This window comes from Type-E symbiont of Plautia stali (genome assembly GCF_059731115.1).
Genome location: NZ_AP035906.1, coordinates 3,874,249 through 3,892,765 on the forward strand (window position 1 = coordinate 3,874,249; position 18,517 = coordinate 3,892,765).

Annotated in this window: 14 protein-coding genes; 6 read left to right on the forward strand and 8 right to left on the reverse strand. The window is 54.5% G+C overall.

From position 1 onward, the window contains the following. Positions 1–3,336, forward strand: a complete 3,336-nt coding sequence (mscM, locus tag AC6I8L_RS17835) for a miniconductance mechanosensitive channel MscM (RefSeq protein ID WP_058959556.1) — start codon at positions 1–3, stop codon at positions 3,334–3,336. Between the two features lie 46 nt (positions 3,337–3,382). Here the strand turns inward: mscM and mdh are convergent, their stop codons facing one another. Further along, complete coding sequence (mdh, locus tag AC6I8L_RS17840; RefSeq protein WP_058959557.1) at positions 3,383–4,318, reverse strand: malate dehydrogenase; 936 nt, start codon at positions 4,316–4,318, stop codon at positions 3,383–3,385. 420 nt (positions 4,319–4,738) lie between these two features. Between mdh and argR the strand changes: the two genes are divergently transcribed. The 4 genes from argR to yhcN (AC6I8L_RS17860) all read left to right on the forward strand — a co-directional run bounded on the left by argR (position 4,739) and on the right by yhcN (AC6I8L_RS17860) (position 6,692). Then, complete coding sequence (argR, locus tag AC6I8L_RS17845) at positions 4,739–5,209, forward strand: transcriptional regulator ArgR (RefSeq protein WP_034831131.1); 471 nt, start codon at positions 4,739–4,741, stop codon at positions 5,207–5,209. Positions 5,210–5,699: 490 nt separating this feature from the next. After that, positions 5,700–5,963, forward strand: coding sequence for a peroxide/acid stress response protein YhcN (gene yhcN / locus AC6I8L_RS17850; protein ID WP_034831133.1), 264 nt, complete (start codon positions 5,700–5,702; stop codon positions 5,961–5,963). 90 nt (positions 5,964–6,053) lie between these two features. Then, entirely contained in the window at positions 6,054–6,320 is a 267-nt protein-coding gene (locus tag AC6I8L_RS17855) for a YdgH/BhsA/McbA-like domain containing protein (RefSeq protein WP_058959558.1), read from the forward strand. A gap of 105 nt (positions 6,321–6,425) precedes the next feature. Further along, the gene (gene yhcN / locus AC6I8L_RS17860; protein WP_058959559.1) at positions 6,426–6,692 is read left to right on the forward strand and encodes a peroxide/acid stress response protein YhcN; all 267 of its coding nucleotides are present in this window, start codon (positions 6,426–6,428) and stop codon (positions 6,690–6,692) included. Positions 6,693–6,751: 59 nt separating this feature from the next. On the opposite strand, the gene AC6I8L_RS17865 is transcribed toward yhcN (AC6I8L_RS17860), so the two are convergent. From AC6I8L_RS17865 to aaeX, 5 genes are all read right to left on the reverse strand, one after another. Continuing rightward, complete coding sequence (locus AC6I8L_RS17865) at positions 6,752–7,021, reverse strand: barstar family protein (RefSeq protein ID WP_034831139.1); 270 nt, start codon at positions 7,019–7,021, stop codon at positions 6,752–6,754. A gap of 31 nt (positions 7,022–7,052) precedes the next feature. Then, positions 7,053–8,507, reverse strand: coding sequence for an NAD-dependent succinate-semialdehyde dehydrogenase (locus AC6I8L_RS17870; protein WP_082678096.1), 1,455 nt, complete (start codon positions 8,505–8,507; stop codon positions 7,053–7,055). Positions 8,508–8,618: 111 nt separating this feature from the next. Then, on the reverse strand, positions 8,619–10,571 hold the full coding sequence (gene aaeB, locus AC6I8L_RS17875) for a p-hydroxybenzoic acid efflux pump subunit AaeB (RefSeq protein ID WP_058959561.1): 1,953 nt from the start codon (positions 10,569–10,571) through the stop codon (positions 8,619–8,621). An 11-nt stretch (positions 10,572–10,582) separates the two neighbouring features. After that, positions 10,583–11,512 (reverse strand): p-hydroxybenzoic acid efflux pump subunit AaeA, encoded by a 930-nt coding sequence (aaeA, locus tag AC6I8L_RS17880; RefSeq protein ID WP_058959562.1) that lies wholly within the window; start codon positions 11,510–11,512, stop codon positions 10,583–10,585. Positions 11,513–11,521: 9 nt separating this feature from the next. Further along, positions 11,522–11,725 carry a p-hydroxybenzoic acid efflux pump operon protein AaeX gene (gene aaeX, locus AC6I8L_RS17885; RefSeq protein WP_021508145.1) on the reverse strand — a complete coding sequence of 68 codons (204 nt, stop codon included), beginning with the start codon at positions 11,723–11,725 and terminating at the stop codon, positions 11,522–11,524. 258 nt (positions 11,726–11,983) lie between these two features. Here aaeX and aaeR point away from each other — a divergent pair, with 258 nt between their 5' ends. Next, complete coding sequence (gene aaeR, locus AC6I8L_RS17890; protein WP_038644372.1) at positions 11,984–12,901, forward strand: HTH-type transcriptional activator AaeR; 918 nt, start codon at positions 11,984–11,986, stop codon at positions 12,899–12,901. Between the two features lie 242 nt (positions 12,902–13,143). On the opposite strand, the gene tldD is transcribed toward aaeR, so the two are convergent. After that, entirely contained in the window at positions 13,144–14,589 is a 1,446-nt protein-coding gene (tldD, locus tag AC6I8L_RS17895) for a metalloprotease TldD (RefSeq protein WP_038644371.1), read from the reverse strand. A gap of 64 nt (positions 14,590–14,653) precedes the next feature. Then, positions 14,654–18,472 carry an AsmA2 domain-containing protein YhdP gene (yhdP, locus tag AC6I8L_RS17900; RefSeq protein WP_498013943.1) on the reverse strand — a complete coding sequence of 1,273 codons (3,819 nt, stop codon included), beginning with the start codon at positions 18,470–18,472 and terminating at the stop codon, positions 14,654–14,656. Positions 18,473–18,517 lie beyond the last annotated feature (45 nt).

Below are 18,517 nucleotides of genomic sequence, written 5' to 3' on the forward strand. Positions count from 1 at the left end.
GTGCGCGTTCTTCTCTCTCTACTGCTGAGCCTGGTGCTCAGCAGTTCTGTATTGGCAGCCACCGTTCCCCCCGCGAGTCAGTTGAAGCAGGAACTGGATGCGGCCAAATCCGCCAAAGCCTCTCCTGCTCAAGCTGAGCAAGTTCAGGCCATTGAAGCAGCCATCAATTTCCTCACTGAGCGCGATGAATCGCTGGAGCGCGCTAAACAGTATCAGCAGGTGATTGATGATTTTCCGCGGCTGGCACGTGAACTGCGTCAGCAGATCGCCACACTGACCGACAGCAGTAAAACGGTGCGCAATAACATGAGCAGCGCCGAGCTGGATCAGGAAATCCTGCAAATCAGCAGCCAGCTACTGGAAGAAGGGCGTCAGGCGCAACAGGAGCAGGATCGCGCACGTGAGATTAGCGATTCACTTTCACAGTTACCGCAGCAGCAAACCGATGCTCGCCGGGCGATGACCGAAAGCGATCGCCGCGCTCAGGGCTTTTCAGCGGCCGCCACGCCGCTGGCTCAGGCGCAGATTTATGCCCGCCTGGCCGAAAATGCTGCCAATAAAGCCCGTGTCGATGAGTTAGAACTGGCACAGCTCTCCGCCAACAATCGCCAGGAGCTGGCGCGCATGCGGGCGGAAGTGCATCAGCGCAAAGCCACGCAACTGGATAACTACCTGCAATCGCTGCGCAATCAGTTGAATAACCAGCGTCAACGCGAAGCGGAACTGGCGCTGGAACGCACCGAGCAGTTGGCGGAAAACAGCGGCGATTTACCGGCTTCGATCAGCGATCAATTCCGCGTCAACCGTGAACTTTCAGCCGACCTGAATGCGCAAGCTCAGCGTATGGATTTGGTCGCTTCGCAGCAACGTCTGGCCACCAATCAAACGCTACAGGTACGCCAGGCGCTCAGTACCCTGCGCGAACAATCACAATGGCTGGGCGCCTCGAATCTGCTGGGTGAAGCCTTACGTGCGCAAGTCGCCCGATTGCCGGATATGCCGAAGTCGCAGCAGATAGACAGTGAGATGGGCCAACTGCGGGTGCAACGGCTGCATTATGAAGATTTGCTGGAGCGGCAAAAGGATCTGCGCAAAGAGAAGCAAGATGACGGCACGCCGTTCACCAGCGAGCAAACCCGTATTCTTGATGCCCAGCTGAAAACCCAGCGCGAGCTGCTCAACTCACTGATCTCCGGCTGCGATACACTGATTCTGGAAATCACCAAGCTGAAGGTGTCGAACACGCAGTTGCAGGACGCCCTGGGTGAAGTGAAGGAAGCCACCCACCGTTATTTGTTCTGGACGGCGGATGTCAGCGCCATCGATTTGAAGTATCCGATTGACGTGGCGCGTGACTTAACCCGCCTGCTGTCGCTGGATACCTTAGGGCAACTCGGTAAAGCGCTGGCGATGATGTTTACCAGCAAAGAAACCGTGATGCCAATCATCTGCGCATTGCTGTTGGTGGGCTTTAGCATCAGCTCGCGCCGTCATTACAATGCCTTTATGGCGCGTTCCGCCAGCAAAGTGGGCAAAGTGACCCAGGACCGCTTTAGCCTGACGTTGCGCACCGTGTTCTGGTCGATTCTGGTCGCCGTGCCGCTGCCGGTATTGTGGGCCGCGCTGGGCTTTGGTTTGCAGCATGCCTGGCCTTATCCGTTTGCCGTTGCGATTGGAGATGGCATCACTGCCACGCTGCCGCTGCTGTGGGCCTTTATGATCAGTGCTGCTTTTGCGCGTCATGATGGGCTATTTGTGGTGCACTTCCGCTGGCCACAAGCGCGCGTGGCGCGTGCCATGCGTTATTACTCGCTGACGGTTGGCCTGATTGTGCCGCTGATCATGCTGCTGATTGCTTTTGCCAATCTCGACGATCCGCAGTTTTCCGGCACGCTCGGTCGCCTGTGCTTTATCCTGATTTGTGGTGCGTTAAGTATTGTCACCGTCAGCCTCAAACGCGCAGGGATTCCGCTGTATCTGGATAAAGAAGGCAACGGCGACAACTTCGTTAACCGCATTCTGTGGAACCTGATGATTGCCATCCCGCTGGTGGCGGCACTGGCTTCCTGTATTGGTTATCTGGCGACCGCGCAGGCTCTGCTGGCGCGTCTGGAAACCTCGGTGGGCATTTGGTTCTTCCTGCTGGTTATTTATCACATCATTCGCCGCTGGATGCTGATCCAACGTCGCCGCATCGCCTTTGATCGTGCCCGCCAACGCCGTGCCGATATGCTGGCGAACCGTGCGCGCAGCGAAGAAGAGAAAGATCAACAAACGCCCGCCAACGCCGATACCATCGAAATTGAAGAGCCGAGCCTGGATTTGGATGAGATCAGCGCGCAGTCATTGCGCCTGGTGCGCTCAATTCTAACGTTGATTGCGCTGGTGTCGGTGATTGTGCTGTGGTCGGAAATTCACTCGGCCTTTAGTTTCCTCGACAACATCCCACTGTGGGATGCCAGCACCACAGTGCAGGGCGTGGAGAGCGTGCAGCCGATTACGCTGGGCGCGGTGCTGATTGCCATTCTGGTGTTCATTATCACCACTCAGCTGGTGCGTAATATGCCTGCCCTGCTGGAACTGGCGTTGCTGCAACACATTAGCCTGTCACCTGGCACCGGTTATGCCATTACTACCCTGACCAAATACGTGCTGATGCTGATTGGCGGATTAGTCGGATTCTCGATTATTGGCGTTGAGTGGGCAAAGCTGCAGTGGCTTGTCGCCGCATTAGGTTTGGGACTGGGCTTTGGTATGCAGGAGATCTTCGCCAACTTTATTTCTGGCCTGATTATCCTGTTCGAAAAGCCGATCCGTATTGGCGATACCGTCACCATTCGCGATTTGACCGGTAGCATTACCCGCATCAATACCCGCGCCACCACGATTACCGATTGGGACCGTAAAGAGATCATTGTGCCGAACAAGGCCTTTATCACTGAGCAGTTCGTTAACTGGTCGTTGTCGGATTCTGTCACGCGCGTGGTGCTGACCATCCCGGCTCCGGCACACGTCAACAGTGATGAAGTCACCAACATTCTCAAGCAGGCGGCCGAGCGCTGTACCTACGTGCTGGATATGCCCGCACCGGATGTGTTCCTGGTAGACTTGCAGCAAGGTATTCAGCTGTTTGAATTGCGTGTGCACGCAGCTGAGATGGGCCACCGCATGCCACTGCGTCATGAGTTGCATCAGTTGATTCTGCGCGGCTTTGAAGAGCACGGTATTGAGATGCCGTTCCCACCATTCCAGGTGCGTATGGAAACGCTGGGACGTAAAACACCGGCCAGCAATGGCTCACCGTCCAGCCAGACCTTTAAATCTGGCGGCTTATAAATGACAACGCCCGGCAATCACCGGGCGTTGTTTTTTCTGCTGAGCGTTACTTCACAAACTCTTCGCCCTGCGCGATATCTTTCTTCAGCGTATCCAGCATCCCGTTAAGCGCCTGCTGTTCAAACGCACTCAAAGAACCCAACGGGCGGCGTTCCACGATACCGTTCTTGCCGATGAGCAGCGGCTGGGAGAAGAAGCGCGCATACTCACCGTCCCCTTCAACATAAGCGCATTCGACCACGTTTGCTTCGCCCTGCAGCGCACGCACCAGTGATAGACCAAAGCGCGCAGCAGCCTGCCCCATGGACAAGGTCGCCGATCCACCACCAGCTTTCGCTTCCACCACTTCGGTGCCGGCGTTTTGAATACGCTTAGTAAGGTCAGCCACTTCCTGTTCGCTGAAGCTGATGCCTTTAACCTGCGACAGCAGCGGCAAAATTGTCACGCCTGAGTGACCGCCCACCACCGGGACCTCGATCTCGGTGGGCTGCTTGCCTTTCAACGCTGCAACAAAGGTGTTGGCGCGGATAATGTCGAGGGTTGAGACACCAAACAGACGGTTCTTGTCATACACGCCGGCTTTTTTCAGCACTTCAGCTGCAATCGCCACCGTGGTGTTAACCGGATTGGTAATGACGCCAATCAGCGCTTTCGGCGCGGTGCTGGCAACCTGCTCGATCAGGTTACGTACAATGCCCGCGTTAACGTTAAACAGGTCGGCGCGATCCATGCCGGGTTTACGTGCCACACCCGCAGAAATCAGCACAATATCGGCTCCCTGCAGCGCAGGTGTCGCGTCTTCGCCACTAAACCCTTCCACCTTCACAGAGGTAGGAATATGGCTGAGATCAACCGCCACCCCGGGCGTGACCGGGGCTATATCATAAAGTGAGAGAGCGGAACCTGCGGGTAATTGAGTTTTGAGCAGCAGTGCGAGCGCCTGGCCAATACCACCGGCTGCACCGAGAACGGCAACTTTCATCCTGAACTCCTTATGAAGGTGGGGCAGAGATATGCCGAAAATCCATCAGGTTACGAGTTTAATCAACTTCTCAGGCGATAGCGACAAACCTGTCGCGCAATAACATGACGCCGCAATCGGCTCCCGAGACATCTCCACTTCAGAAGTCGCCTGAATGATACAATCGCAGCCAGAAGACAATGGACGGCAATGATCATCGATATAGTTGTTACCACTTCAATACTATAACAACATTGCAACCTTCGCTTTGCGCGTCAGCCCGCGATTTTGGCGCAACACAAAACTCTGCTATGATACCTGTCCGCAGTTGATTAGCGCGATTCGCTCACTACGCTTATTGCATAAAAATTCATCTAAATGCATAATAATTTATCTGCTGCTGGCCTGTTGCCTGCTGCACCCCTCTTTTATTGGTAGCTTATGCGAAACCCATCAAAACAAGACGACTTGATCAAAGCGTTCAAAGCGTTATTAAAAGAAGAAAAATTCAGCTCTCAGGGCGAAATCGTACAGGCGCTGCAGGAAGACGGCTTCGAGAACATCAACCAGTCAAAAGTTTCTCGTATGCTGACAAAGTTTGGTGCCGTGCGCACCCGTAATGCCAAAATGGAAATGGTTTATTGTTTGCCAGCCGAACTTGGCGTGCCGACCACCACCAGCCCATTGAAGAATCTGGTGCTGGATATCGATTACAACGATGCCTTAGTGGTGATTCACACCAGCCCGGGTGCTGCGCAGCTGATTGCACGCCTGCTGGATTCACTCGGTAAAGCGGAAGGCATTCTCGGTACTATCGCGGGGGATGACACCATCTTTATTACCCCTGCGCGTAGTTTCTCCGTTAAACAGCTGCACGATGCCGTGCTGGTTTTATTCGAACAGGAACTATAAAACCCTGGTCTTAACCGGCAGATCATCTGCCGGTAACATCCTTCCTGATGATCCGTTACCCGCCACGCTTGTTACAAAATCCTTTTTTAATAATAAGTTATCGATATAGCTGCCGGTTCTGCATCCGACGAAATATTGGTACGACCTTTTCCCCTTCTTAACCATTCGCGCTATTTTACACTGCTTTACATATTGTGCTCAGTGGTTATAGCTTCTTATGACGCATCAGCCAGCGGGATCGACCATGATCTTTCGCACGAAAAGATAATTTGATGCAGATCATTGTTTTTACGAATAAATAACAGCCAATGGTTAAGAATCAACCGGTTTTAATAACTTCCAGTTCTAAAAAGGTGCCATAAGGATAAAGAATAACAACCAAACATTATTAGCTAGATATTAATTTCATGGGTGATTAGATCTATACTTGTTTTCGTGATGCAAATCACACGAAAGAAAAAGATAAAAACAGAAGACGAGGAAAAATACCATGAACGTTAAAACTACTATCGCAACCCTGAGTGTTCTATCTGCCCTGTCATTTGGTGCTTTTGCAGCAGATTCTATCAATGCCCAACAGGCAGCGAATCTGCAACCTGCCGGCACCATCAGTGTGAGCGGCGTGGGCGGTTCTCCGATGGATATCCATGAGCAGCTGAATGCCAAAGCCGATCAGGAAGGCGCTAAAGCCTACCGTGTGATCGAAGCGAATACCGGCGACAGCTATCACGCCACCGCTGAACTTTATAAATAAGTTTGCTGAACAAGACGCAGTGTGAACGGCGACCCGTTTGAGACGCATTTGCCTCTCAGGTTGCCAAACCCCATTTCAGGAGAGTGAATCATGAAAACCAAATTAGCTATCGCCATCGTAGGTCTGGCTTCCGTATTGTCCTTCGGTGCCAGTGCCGCCAGCCTGGTTTCTAACGAACAAGCTGCACAGCTGCAACCGCTGAATCAAACTGTCAGCGTGAGCGGTGTTGACGGCGACCAGACCAATGTCCGTCAGGAGCTGTCGCAGAAAGCCGATGCGCAAGGTGCCAGCCACTATCGCATCATTGAAAACAATCGCGGCGACACCTTTCATGTGACTGCAGAACTGTACAAATAAGACTAAATCGAACGTCGGGCGCCTGAACGGCGCCAGACAATTGATCGACGACCCGCCTCACCCACTTTTTGCCGCAGGTTGTTGATTACAACGAGGAGAAAAATTATGAAAATCAAAGCAACCATCGCAGCCGCCAGCCTTCTTTCCCTGTTTGCCTTTGGTGCATCAGCCGCTCAATTGGTGACGAATGAGCAGGCGCAAAATCTGCAACCTACCGGCAGCACTATCACCATCAGCGGTACCGGCGGCTCGCCAATGGATTACCGTGCTGAGCTTTCACAGAAAGCCGATGAGCAAGGTGCCAGTGCCTATAAAGTGATTGAAGCAAAAACCGGTGACAGCTATCACGTGACCGCTGAGCTGTACAAATAATTCCTCGTCAATTCTGACGAACCCTTTGGCCCCGCTCGCCGGGGCCCTTTTTCGGCTTGTCACTTCACATTAAAGCGGAGCTGGCCTTCCAGCTCCTCTTCTGCTTCATCAAACAGCAGGATTAATGCGCCATACCGGCGTTTCTGCCCTGTACCCAGATTCACAAACTCAATTTCCAGCGGCAGCGGCAACTGCTCCCCCAGGATCGCATCCCAAAGATCGTCAAGATCGCTGATGGCGAGATCCGCCAGCGCAAAACGATCGCTGAACTGGCGATAGAAATGGGCTTGATCGACGATTTCGTCGAAATCAAAACGCTCGGTTCTCATCGTGATTCCCTCTTGCAGGCAGGGCCGCCCGTCAGGCAAGCCCACCAATATGCAGCGCTTTCACTTCCAGGTACTCTTCCATTCCCAGCACCGATCCTTCACGTCCCAAACCGGACTCTTTTACACCGCCAAACGGTGCCAGTTCAGTGGATACGGCACACTCATTAATGCCAATCATCCCGGCCTCCAGCGCCGCCGAGACGCGGAACACCCGCTGCAGATTTTGCGTATAGAAATAGGCGGCCAAACCATATTCGGTGTTATTGGCGCGCTGGATGACATCGGCTTCATCATCAAAGCGGAAACAGGCAGCGACAGGACCAAAGGTCTCTTCCTGGGCCAGCTTCATCCCCTCATGCGCCTCGGCAATCACCGTCGGCTGCCAGAAGTTGCCTCCCAGCGGATGACGCTCGCCGCCAATCAGCAACTTACCGCCTTTGCTCAGCGCATCCTTCACGTGCTCTTCTACTTTTTCCAGCGCCGACTGCTCAATAAGCGGACCGACTATCACGCCTTCCTCGACGCCATTACCCACTTTCAGCTTGCCCACGGCATCGGCCAGTTGATTGACGAAACGATCGTAGACCGAATTGTGCACATAGAAGCGGTTCACGCTGACGCACACCTGTCCTGCGTTGCGGAATTTGTTAGCAATGGCGCCCTGTACCGCCGCATCAATATCCGCATCCTCAAACACGATATAAGGCGCATTGCCACCCAGCTCCATCGAGACTTTCTTCATGGTGTCCGCGGCATTGCGCATCAGCGTTTTGCCCACGGCGGTTGAACCGGTGAACGAGATTTTACGCACCGCCGGACTCGACATAATGGCGTCGCTGATGGCATGGGTATCGCCCGCCACCGCATTCAATACGCCGTCGGGTACGCCCGCTTCCTGCGCCAGCGCGACTAACGCAAAGGCACACAGCGGGGTGTTGTTCGCCGGTTTGATGATGCCAGTGCAGCCTGCTGCCAGCGCCGGGCCCAGCTTGCGTGTCAGCATCGCCATCGGGAAATTCCACGGCGTGATAGCCGCCACCACACCAATCGGTTCACGTGTTGCCAGAATGCGCGAACCCGGTTTCGCCGGCGGGATGATTTCGCCGTTGGCACGTTTAGCTTGCTCGGCAAACCATTGAATAAAGCTGGCGGCGTACTCGACTTCGCCTTCGGCTTCTTTCAGGGGTTTGCCCTGCTCGGCGGTCATCAGTTGCCCGAGCCAGCTTTTGTTCTCGATGATCAGTTGATACCAGCGATTAAGGATCTCCGCGCGCTGTTTCGCGGTTTTATCACGCCATGCCGGAAAAGCCTGCTGAGCGGCAGCGATGGCCCGCTCGGTTTCCGCCTTACCCGCGCGTGCGACTTTTGCCAGCACTTCGCCGGTTGCCGGATTAGTGACGTCAAAGGTGGCACTGGCGTTGTGCCACTGGCCCGCAGCGAAATAGCCGGTTTTGAACAGCGCGTGTTGTTGTAGAGAGGTGGACATTATTCTTCTCCTGCTAGTTTGCATCCTGTCAGGAAAGTATAGATGCCAATATCATCGGGTTTTGTGTCAGCGTGGGATCAAAAAGGCCGCTGCAACGTGCAGCGGCCGATTTCAGATTTGGATGAGGGTGTTTTGGTATTTATCCAGCATCAACGAGAGCCGTTTCACCGGTTCGGTAACGCTCTCCGGTGCCGAATAGTGATGGAGCTTTTCCTGATAAATCTCCAGTTCCTTCAACAAACGCTCAAAGTAGTAGCGCCGCTTGTCATCGCTGGTGGCTGAAATCACGCGATCGGCGGTATAACGCAACTGGCGGTGATAAGCCGAAAGCTCCGCGTTAACCGGCACTTCGGCATTACGCAGTCGCTGATGACCGATAATCAGCGTCAGCGCGATGCGGTATTTGTCGATATCGCCGGGGAACAGATTAAGCAGCAGGAACAGCTGCTGATAGAGCGCGGGCAGATGATTCTCGCGACGGCGCGCCTGATTGGTTGTCAAGGCCGCCACAGCCGCATACATAAAGCGATTCAGCAGCTTACGGCCGGTACGTGCTTTAGACTTATCGCGAATCAGCAGAATCACCATCATCGCCACAAAGCTGCCGATCCACTGGCCCAACGCATTATCGAGGAAGACGTTGAACTCGAATTTCATCGGATTATCCAGCACCAGCACATTGATGGTGCCAATCAACGCACCTAACGTACCAATCTGGCGTCGTTGCACGAAGATACCGCCGATAAACCCGAGTGCGCCAATCGCGATACACAACAACAACGCGCTTTGCTGGGTAGCTGGCAGGATATAGATGAAGTAGAGCATGCCGAGTGGTACGGCGAAGGCCATACCGTAGAAGAAGTCTTTCGCCATCATCAACGGATTCGGCATACGCATCGCCAGCGCGGTGATGACGGCCAGCATCACCATACAGCCACTACCCGAAGTCCAGCCGGTATAGAGCCAAAACAGAGAGCCGAGCGCGGTCGCCACAAAAGTACGCACGCCGTTGATCATCGCATGATGGGTTTCCGCCGAACGTGCCTGAATCACCACTTCGCGCTGCAGGATGCTCTCTTCCAGCGTGGTGATACGGCTGTTGCTGCGCACACCATTAATCAGCAGCAGATACTCTGTTGCTGCGCCGACCCAACTTGCCACCGTCATCGGCACATTTTTGTTGCTGACGCTGATCAGACGACGCATCACCTTCATACGCTTATGCACGTCATCGACGTTATGAACGTCTTTCTCAATCAGCAGGCGATACTGCGTCGGAATATAATCCGGACGAGCGTTTTGAATCAGGAAGGTTTCAGCGGCTTGCGTAATTAACGTCAGCGACAGCGTATTCAGCATCTGTAACCGGCGGCTGGTATTTTTCCAGCGCGAAGATTCCATCAGCAATTGGCTGCGCATGCCGTTGAGTGCCGTGGTGCGACGTACCAGCGCGCTCCAGGTGCGATCCACCTCGTCTTTATCCGCGTGGGCGACACACAGTTGCAGCAGTTTGTAATGCGCCACCAGCAGCGAATCGACTTCAGCATCAATCACTTTTTTGATCGAGCGCGGCGAAAACAGCATATCCGCGAGAATCGCACACAGAATCCCAATGACGATTTCACTGCAACGTTCAACGGCAAACTGGGGTGCCAGCGTTAAACCGCCACTGGCATCGGCAGTAATCACGATTATCAGTGCAGTGTAACCCGCCAGTCCCAATGCGTAAGAGTTCTCGACCTTAATCAGCGAAGAGAGCCAGACGCACATCCCCGCCCATAAACAGCACAGCAGCAGCATCACCACCGGTGCACGCACCGTAGCGATCATGATAGTGAGGGCGGCAATACAGCCAATAAATGTACCAATGATGCGCAGAATGCCGCGATAGCGCAGTGCGCCAGAATAGGGATCGCCCCCCGCAGCAAAGGCGGTACCACCAGCAACAATGCCGGCGGTCATCACCGCCCAACGCGGCGTTTCCAGATTAAAGTGAAAGCCAATCATCAGCGCCGCAACCAGCGCAAATGTCAGCTTCACCGGGAAACGCAAAAACTCAATCATAACGCCCTCGCTTAACCAAACTCGCGCAGGCGGTTAAAGAACTGCGTCAACGGCGAGACTTTGGTCTGGCGATCTTTATCACCGGTGATCACTACCGTGGCGGTAGTGCCCGCCGGGAAGCGGTTGCCCGGTTGATCGTCAAGACGAATACGCACCGGTACGCGCTGTGCCAGTCGTACCCATTCGAGGTTGGAATCGATGGTCGCCATACCTTTGCTGTCCACGCTGCTGCTGCTGTTGGTCACGCCCGCCGCGATGCTGTCCACCGTGCCGCGCAATACGGTATTACTGCCCAACGGGGTGATTTCAGCGCGGAAGCCCGGACGCACGCCATCCAGCTTGGTCTCTTCCATATAAGCCAGCACATAGAATGAGTGCTGCTGTACCAATGCCACGGCAACGGAACCACGGGTGATGAACTCGCCCTGATAAACGTTCAGGTTAGTGACCCAGCCATCTGAAGGCGCTTTGATGGTAGTGCGATCCAGGTCGATCACCGCCAGATCGCGCGTTGCCACCGATTTTGCCAGCTGATGTTCGCTGGTTTGCAGATCGTTATTAGCCTGGTCGATGGCTTCACGCGACATGGCACTGGTGCCGAGTTGATTACGGCGCGCCGCTTCACGACGCTTTTCATTGACTAATGCCTGGTAATATTCGACATCCGCCTGGGCTTCATCCAGCGCTTTCTGGTAGCGCGGGCGATCCACGACAAACAGCGTATCCCCCTGTTTCACCAGCTGGTTGTCGTGCACCGGCACGTCAGTGATAAGGCCGGTCACGTCCGGCGAGATCGCCACCACATCAGCGGAGAATTTGGCGTCACGCGTCCAGGGCGATTCGGTGTAGAACACCCAGGCGCGGAAGATGATCACGATTGCGATGATAACCAGCAGGATAGTAATCGCGTAACGCGCGATTTTTCTTATGAGCGCTTTCACTTAAAAACCTCAGACGAATAGACGGGATACAAGGTAAAACACGCAGCAATACAACGCTGTGTTAAAAAGTGCCGGATGCCACACCAGGTCATAAATTCCGCTGGGCGTCAGCACGCGTTTCACCAGCCAGAACAGCGCCAGAGAAACCAGTAGTTCAATGAAGATGGGCGGAAAACTCAGCCCGAATACGACAAATACCGGAAGCACACTCATTACGGTTCCTTAGTTCGACCTTGCCGGATTGCACCGATACCTGCCCTCATGCCGCATGGCACGTCGGGTTGAGAATCAGGGGATGATTGGGAGACTGATGGCAACATTCAGGCCGCGTTGAGCTAATGATAGCGTATCATCGTGTAAACACAGCCGTGTTAAGGTGCGGTGAACAGACCCAGCGTGCGTATAGTAACGCGCATGACTATACGTTTTCTACATATTGTGAGCTAAATCACTTTTTAGCCAGAGTAAACAATGGAACGACTTAAAGGCATGTCCATTTTCGCCAAAGTGGTTGAATTAGGTTCTTTTACCGCCGCGGCACGTCAGCTTCATCTTAGCGTTTCGTCAATCAGCCAAATTGTCGCCAAACTGGAAGATGAGTTGCAGGTCAAATTGTTAAATCGCAGTACGCGCAGTATTGGTCTGACCGAAGCAGGTAAGATCTACTATCAGGGCTGCCGCCGCATGCTGGCTGAAGCGTCTCAGGTGCACGAACAGCTTTATGCCTTTAATAATACGCCGATCGGTATTCTGCGTATCGGCTGCTCCTCCACCATGGCGCAAAATGTGTTGTCTGCCATGACCAGCGATATGCTACGTGAATATCCTGGTCTGAGCGTCAATCTGGTTACCGGCATTCCCGCGCCAGATTTGATCGCTAACGGCTTGGATCTCGTGGTCCGCGTAGGCGCGTTGCAAGATTCAAATCTGTTCTCACGCCGACTGGGCGCGATGCCGATGGTGGTCTGTGCCGCAAAAAGTTATCTGGCACAGCATGGCACGCCAGACAAACCGGGTGAAATCGATAATTTTTCATGGCTGGAGTACAGCGTACGCCCGGATAACACCTTTGAACTGGTCGCACCGGAAGGCCTGGTGACGCGATTGACGCCGCAGGGTCGCTTCGTCACCAATGATTCACAGACGCTGATTCGCTGGCTGAAAGCCGGTTGCGGCATCGCCTATGTCCCCCTGATGTGGGTGATTGATGAGATTAACGCCGGGGAGATCGATATTCTGTTCCCGCAATATCACTCAGAACCGCGTCCGGTGTATGCGCTCTATACCGAGAAAGACAAGATGCCGTTGAAGGTGCAGGTATGTATCGATTATCTGACCGAGTACTTTAAGCAGGTGGCGCAACAGTATCAGCAGCATCGTAAGAGTTAACGGTCTGGGCGCCATACAGGGTGTCCCTACGATGCGCGAAACGACTATTTGTAGGGTGCGCCATAGGGAAACTCAGACTGTTCGATAATCTGTAGAGTCCGCCATGCGAACATCAACTTACGGTCATTCGTAGAGGCCGCCGTGGAATCATCAGACTCCACGGCCATTCGAAATGGTGCATCATGGGGACATCAGACTTTACTGTCATTCGGAAGGTGCGCATTGATGCGCACCAGCAATGATTATGCAGTTCCGCCGACGGTGATTTTATCCAGCTTCAGGGTTGGCTGGCCGACGCCGACCGGCACACTCTGCCCCTCTTTACCGCACACGCCAACGCCTTTATCCAGCGCCAGATCGTTACCGACCATTGAGATCTGCTGCATTGCTTCAATACCGGAACCAATCAGCGTAGCGCCTTTCACCGGCGTAGTGACTTTACCGTTTTCAATCAGATAGGCTTCTGAGGTTGAGAAGACAAACTTGCCGGAGGTGATATCCACCTGACCACCACCAAAGTTCGGCGCATAAATCCCATACTCAACGCTGGAAATGATGTCCTGCGGCGTGGATTTTCCTGCCAGCATATAGGTGTTGGTCATACGCGGCATCGGCAGATGCGCATAGGATTCACGACGCCCGTTACCGGTTGGCGGAACCCCCATCAGACGCGCGTTAAGCTTGTCCTGCATGTAGCCTTTGAGCACACCGTTTTCGATCAGGACGTTATACTGGCCTGGCACGCCTTCGTCATCCACTGCCAGTGAGCCGCGCAGGCCTTCGATAGTGCCATCGTCAACCACAGTGCAGAGTTCAGAGGCCACCAGCTGCCCCATTTTACCGCTGAAGACCGACGTTTCACGGCGGTTGAAATCGCCTTCCAGACCATGACCGACTGCTTCATGCAGCAGCACGCCCGGCCAGCCAGCGCCCAATACCACCGGCAAGGTGCCCGCAGGCGCGGCAACAGCAGAGAGATTCACCAGCGCCAGACGCACCGCTTCACGCGCCCATGCATCGGCACGCACATCACCGTTTTCATCGGCATAGAAGAACTCATAACCAGTACGTGCGCCGCCGCCGCTGGAGCCGCGTTCACGTTTACCCTGATCTTCCACCTGCACGCTGATCGACAGACGCACCAGTGGGCGGATATCCGCTGCCAGCGTACCATCGGTCGCCGCCACCAGCACCTGTTCGTACACGCCAGTCAGGCTGGCATTGACTTCCTGCACGCGCGGATCGGCCGCACGTGCCACGGTATCAACACGATGCAGCAGTGCAATTTTGTCTTCGCGCGTCAGGCTGTCCAGCGGATTCACCGGCGCATATAGCGAACGGTTGATCACCGCTGAAAGCGTATGCGCTTTGCCATTGCCCTGCTCACGCACAATACTGCGCGCGGCTTCAGAAGACTGGCGCAGGGCGTTCAGGGTGATTTGGTCTGCGTAAGCGAAACCGGTTTTCTCACCACTGATTGCACGCACACCGACACCCTGGTCGATGTGGTAAGAACCATCTTTAATGATTTTGTCTTCCAGCACCCAGGATTCATGGAAACTGGACTGGAAGTAGAGGTCGGCATAATCCAGACGACGTTCTGAAAGCTGCCCTAACAGGGAAAAAAGGTCCTGCTGATTAATGCTGTTCGCAGCTAGTAACTGCTCACTTACCAGATTCAGAGTCATCGTTTCTCACTCATTATGTGCTCGGATTGTCATAGCCTGCGGCAATTCCCCGACGGCGTCAAATTCACTTCTTGTCGTCTTCGCGCGGTTTGCGCAGCACTTCATTGATTTCCGGTTTATCCAACGGTCCGCTAATGTGATAACGCAGTAGCGAGATCTTATTCCACAGCGGGCCCAATACTTTACTGGCGGCAAATACGGCGGCCCCGATCACCGGGTTGACCACAAAGGCCGTCGCCACGCCCACCGAAGCGGAGATCTCAGGGGCAACGACCGCTTCCATATCAATCTGGCGTTTTGCCAGGTCGATCTGCCCCTGCATGGCGATATCCGCTTCAAGGCCATCAACCAGCAGGTTATCCGTGTGCATCACACCGTTTTCGATCCACGCCGTGCCGTTAATTGAATCGAAATAGAAGCCTTCACTGAAGGTGTCACTGAAATCGAAGCGCAGCTTGCGCAGCAAGGCGTCAAAACTCATCAGGCGCAACAACTGCCCCGCACGCCCGGTGTTCACATCCGCAATCTGGCCTTTGCCAAAATGGGTTTTCAGCGTACCGCTCAACGTTTCCGCTGAAGGCTGCCACGGGGCGGAACGCCAGTGCAGGTCATAATCCACGTTAAACGGCGCGTCACGAAGTGGGGTATTCATCCCAAACCAGTTAACGGCATCATTGATGTTTTTACCGCTCAGACTGCCTTTTAATGAGGTACGCTGATTGCCCGGCTTATTGACCCATTCTCCGTTGATCTTCAGCTTCGCACTGCCGGAATCCACGCTACCGTTAGTAAGTGCTAACGTCTCTCCCTGCGGCTGTAATCTGGCCTGCATATGTCCAAACTTCTGCCCGCGCAGCCAGCACTCATCACAGTTTAGCTGCATCGCTGGCCAGTTACTGAAGTCTACTGTGCTGCTGTTGCCACCCAACGGCGAGGCGTTGTTGTCGCTGCTGTTCGCCCATTCTGGATTGTAGTAAAGATAGCTAAGGTCGATTTGCCATGGCGCATGCTGTGCGGTTTGCAAAATGCCGCGCGCTTCGCGGCTTTCCAGCTGGAGTTGTGTGTTGCCGGTCGGCCCTTGCGTGACGGTGGCATTAACGTCATGCCACTGCTGGCCACCGAGCATAAGTGCCGGTGTCCGCAAAGTCACATCGCCTGGTAACAGCGCGCCGCCGACTTCCGTTTCGCCCTGAGCATTACGCGAACCACTGCTTCCCGCCAATAGCCCCATCCAGGCTTCACCATCCAGCGGCGGTAAATTGAGTTCCATCCCGCGTTTTTCTGGCAGCTTCGGCGTGCTTTTCGCATCGTTGAGCCAGATGCCGCGATCCACGCGCAGCTGGGGTTCGAGAATCCAGCGGCTGTTAAAACGGTTATGCTCGCGCACGCTGCCGCTTAGCGTGAATCCTTTCAGATCACCAGTGGCGTTAATGGCGATGGGCATCGCTTCGCCCGACTGCTTATCCAGCGGCGAAGGTAAGTGACTACTTACTGTTTTGCCCTCACCCTGCAAATCGACTTTATAGGTCGCGCCCCCTTTGTGTGGCAGCGTGATGTCGACATTGCCCTGCCACGGCAGACTGCCGCTCAATTGACTGCTAACGCTGGTCGGCAACACTTTCAGTTTCGACGGCTGCCAGTCGCCCAGCAGCTTCACATTGACACCGAAGTTGTCAGGGTTTTCGGTAGTGGTAAAACTGACGCCAGTGGGCTGACCAAACCAGTTAGCCTGCATCTCTTCACTTTCGAGATTGCCGTTGTTGTAACGGAAACGTCCGGTGAGGTTTTCCAGTGTGGTGTTTAACGGCTTAATGTGCAGGCTGTTATTGTTCATCACCACATTACCGCTGGCATGTACCAATTCACCATCCAGCGGAATATCGAGATTCAATGAACCGCGCACATTGCCACCGATTTGCAACTGCTGCAGTGCCGCGCCCAACGTCGATTTCAGAGGCGTCTGTTCGAAGTAATCGGCAATCTGCTTGCCCTGACCGCTAAGATCGCCATTAATAATCAACTTCTCTTTGAGATAGTCCGGGATCACCGCGCTGACGTTACGTGCATCCACTTCTCCCAATTTGGTTTTCTCGGCTTTCATCCACAGGCCGTCGTTAACAAAATCGAGGTCGATATCGAGGTTTTCCAGCGCGGGCCAACCGGGCTGGAACTGGAAGGTGGATTGACGCAGCGGCACCCATACTTCAAACATGCCGTCATTGTGCTTAAACGGGAACAGGCTGGGATTACCGGCGAACAACAGCGTGGCATTGTCCACCTTCCCGCCTTTGATCGACTCGCTGAGGAAATGGGTCAGATCATGGCCCATTAGCGGTTCCGGGAAGTAGCGCCAGGCATCACCCGCATCGGTGACGCGAATGCCCGCCAGAATATTCAGCTGTGGCGCTTTGCCGATATTTTGCTGATAGCGGAAATCACCGCGCGCCCACAGGGAACGTGCCTGAACATCAAGATTCTGACCGTCCAGCGTCAGGCCGCTGGCATCGCGCTGCCAGTTCAGTTTGCCAGTGATCTGTTGAATTTGCAGTGGCGCCTGGAACATGTCGCCATAAGGCACTTCCGCTTGTCCCATCGCCACATCCAACCGACCGTTACTCACGCTGCCGCTGGCGGTACCGTTTAGATTGCTGATCCCTGGCAACAGCTCCCAATGCTGCCACGCCAGGTTGCGCCATTTGGCTTGCAGGCGGGTTTGTTCGGGCTGATTGAGCGGAATATCCAGCGCCAGCGCATCGATGTTGCCGCGCGGCTGCAATGCACGCCAGTTATCCAGTAACGCAGGGGATAAGGGTTTGAACAGCGGCACCAACGGTGCCAGACGCTCCAGATCCAGTTGCGTGGCACGCACACGCACCTCCGCACCACTGTTGGCGCCCAGCATCTGCTGGTCTTCCGGCTTCCACAGCAATGAGAAGTGTCCCGGTGCCCAGGCGATGCCATCGGTGCTGAGTCGGGTTTGCGGGACGGACAAACTCCAGCCATTTTGGAAACGCGCCAGATGCGCGGTTAAGCCATCAACCTGCAGTTGGTGATCGCCCTGTTCGCCGCGCCAGCGTGCACCGCCTTTACTGAGCAACAGGTCACCGGCGTAGACATCGCCATCACGCAGATTCACCCATGCCGCCAGGCTGAAACGGGCACTTTCGAGGCTGGTGTTGTCGCGCAGCCACGGACCGATCCACGGACGCACATCGACGTCATCCGCTTGCATCCAGATGCGGCCATCGTTGAGTAATCCGTTGGTATCGTTGAGATCGAGTCGCACCTGCACCACACCATGCTGCCCCGTAAAACTGGAGAGATTGACTTCCCCTTCCGCACGGTGACGCGTGCTTTCGTTGAGCCAGGTCAGGCGCGGAATCGCCAGCTCAGCGTGCTGGCCAGAGGGCGTGAGAAAACGGATGCTGCTATCACGCAGATCAAAGTGGTCAAACTGGCGCAGAAACAGATCGTTGATTTGCGCCGGCTTAAAGCTGTTTTTTTGTTGATCGCTGGTGAGCAGTGGATGATTGGTTTCGAGACGCAGTTGCCAGAAGGTAAGATCACGGAACTGCCAGCGCCAGTGCAGCAGCGATTGCCAGACGTTAAGCGCCAGATTTACGCGGCCAATGGTGAGTTTGCCATCGTCCGGCATCACAACGTTGAGATTACGCACCTGCAGGGTTGGGCCGAAATTCTCCCATTTACCCTGCAGCTCGCTGGCATCCACCGTCACTCCGCTGACGCGTGAAATCGTCTGCAGTATGTCGCTGCGATAGCTGTTGAGATGCGGCATCACGAGGCGCAACCCGCTGACTAGCAGCGCCACAATAACGATGATTGCGGCGAGCAGCAGTAACAAAATCCTCGGCAACCGCCTCACACACCTCTCCTTACTTCCCGTTGAATAACGGCGTTCAGCCTCACG

Coding starts and splice junctions, on each gene's coding strand:
- mdh (WP_058959557.1), bottom strand. CDS start 4,318: ATGAAAGTTGCCGTTCTCGGTGCAGCCGGTGGTATTGGCCAGGCGCTC.
- argR (WP_034831131.1), top strand. CDS start 4,739: ATGCGAAACCCATCAAAACAAGACGACTTGATCAAAGCGTTCAAAGCG.
- yhcN (WP_034831133.1), top strand. CDS start 5,700: ATGAACGTTAAAACTACTATCGCAACCCTGAGTGTTCTATCTGCCCTG.
- AC6I8L_RS17855 (WP_058959558.1), top strand. CDS start 6,054: ATGAAAACCAAATTAGCTATCGCCATCGTAGGTCTGGCTTCCGTATTG.
- yhcN (WP_058959559.1), top strand. CDS start 6,426: ATGAAAATCAAAGCAACCATCGCAGCCGCCAGCCTTCTTTCCCTGTTT.
- AC6I8L_RS17865 (WP_034831139.1), bottom strand. CDS start 7,021: ATGAGAACCGAGCGTTTTGATTTCGACGAAATCGTCGATCAAGCCCAT.
- AC6I8L_RS17870 (WP_082678096.1), bottom strand. CDS start 8,507: ATGTCCACCTCTCTACAACAACACGCGCTGTTCAAAACCGGCTATTTC.
- aaeB (WP_058959561.1), bottom strand. CDS start 10,571: ATGATTGAGTTTTTGCGTTTCCCGGTGAAGCTGACATTTGCGCTGGTT.
- aaeX (WP_021508145.1), bottom strand. CDS start 11,725: ATGAGTGTGCTTCCGGTATTTGTCGTATTCGGGCTGAGTTTTCCGCCC.
- aaeR (WP_038644372.1), top strand. CDS start 11,984: ATGGAACGACTTAAAGGCATGTCCATTTTCGCCAAAGTGGTTGAATTA.
- tldD (WP_038644371.1), bottom strand. CDS start 14,589: ATGACTCTGAATCTGGTAAGTGAGCAGTTACTAGCTGCGAACAGCATT.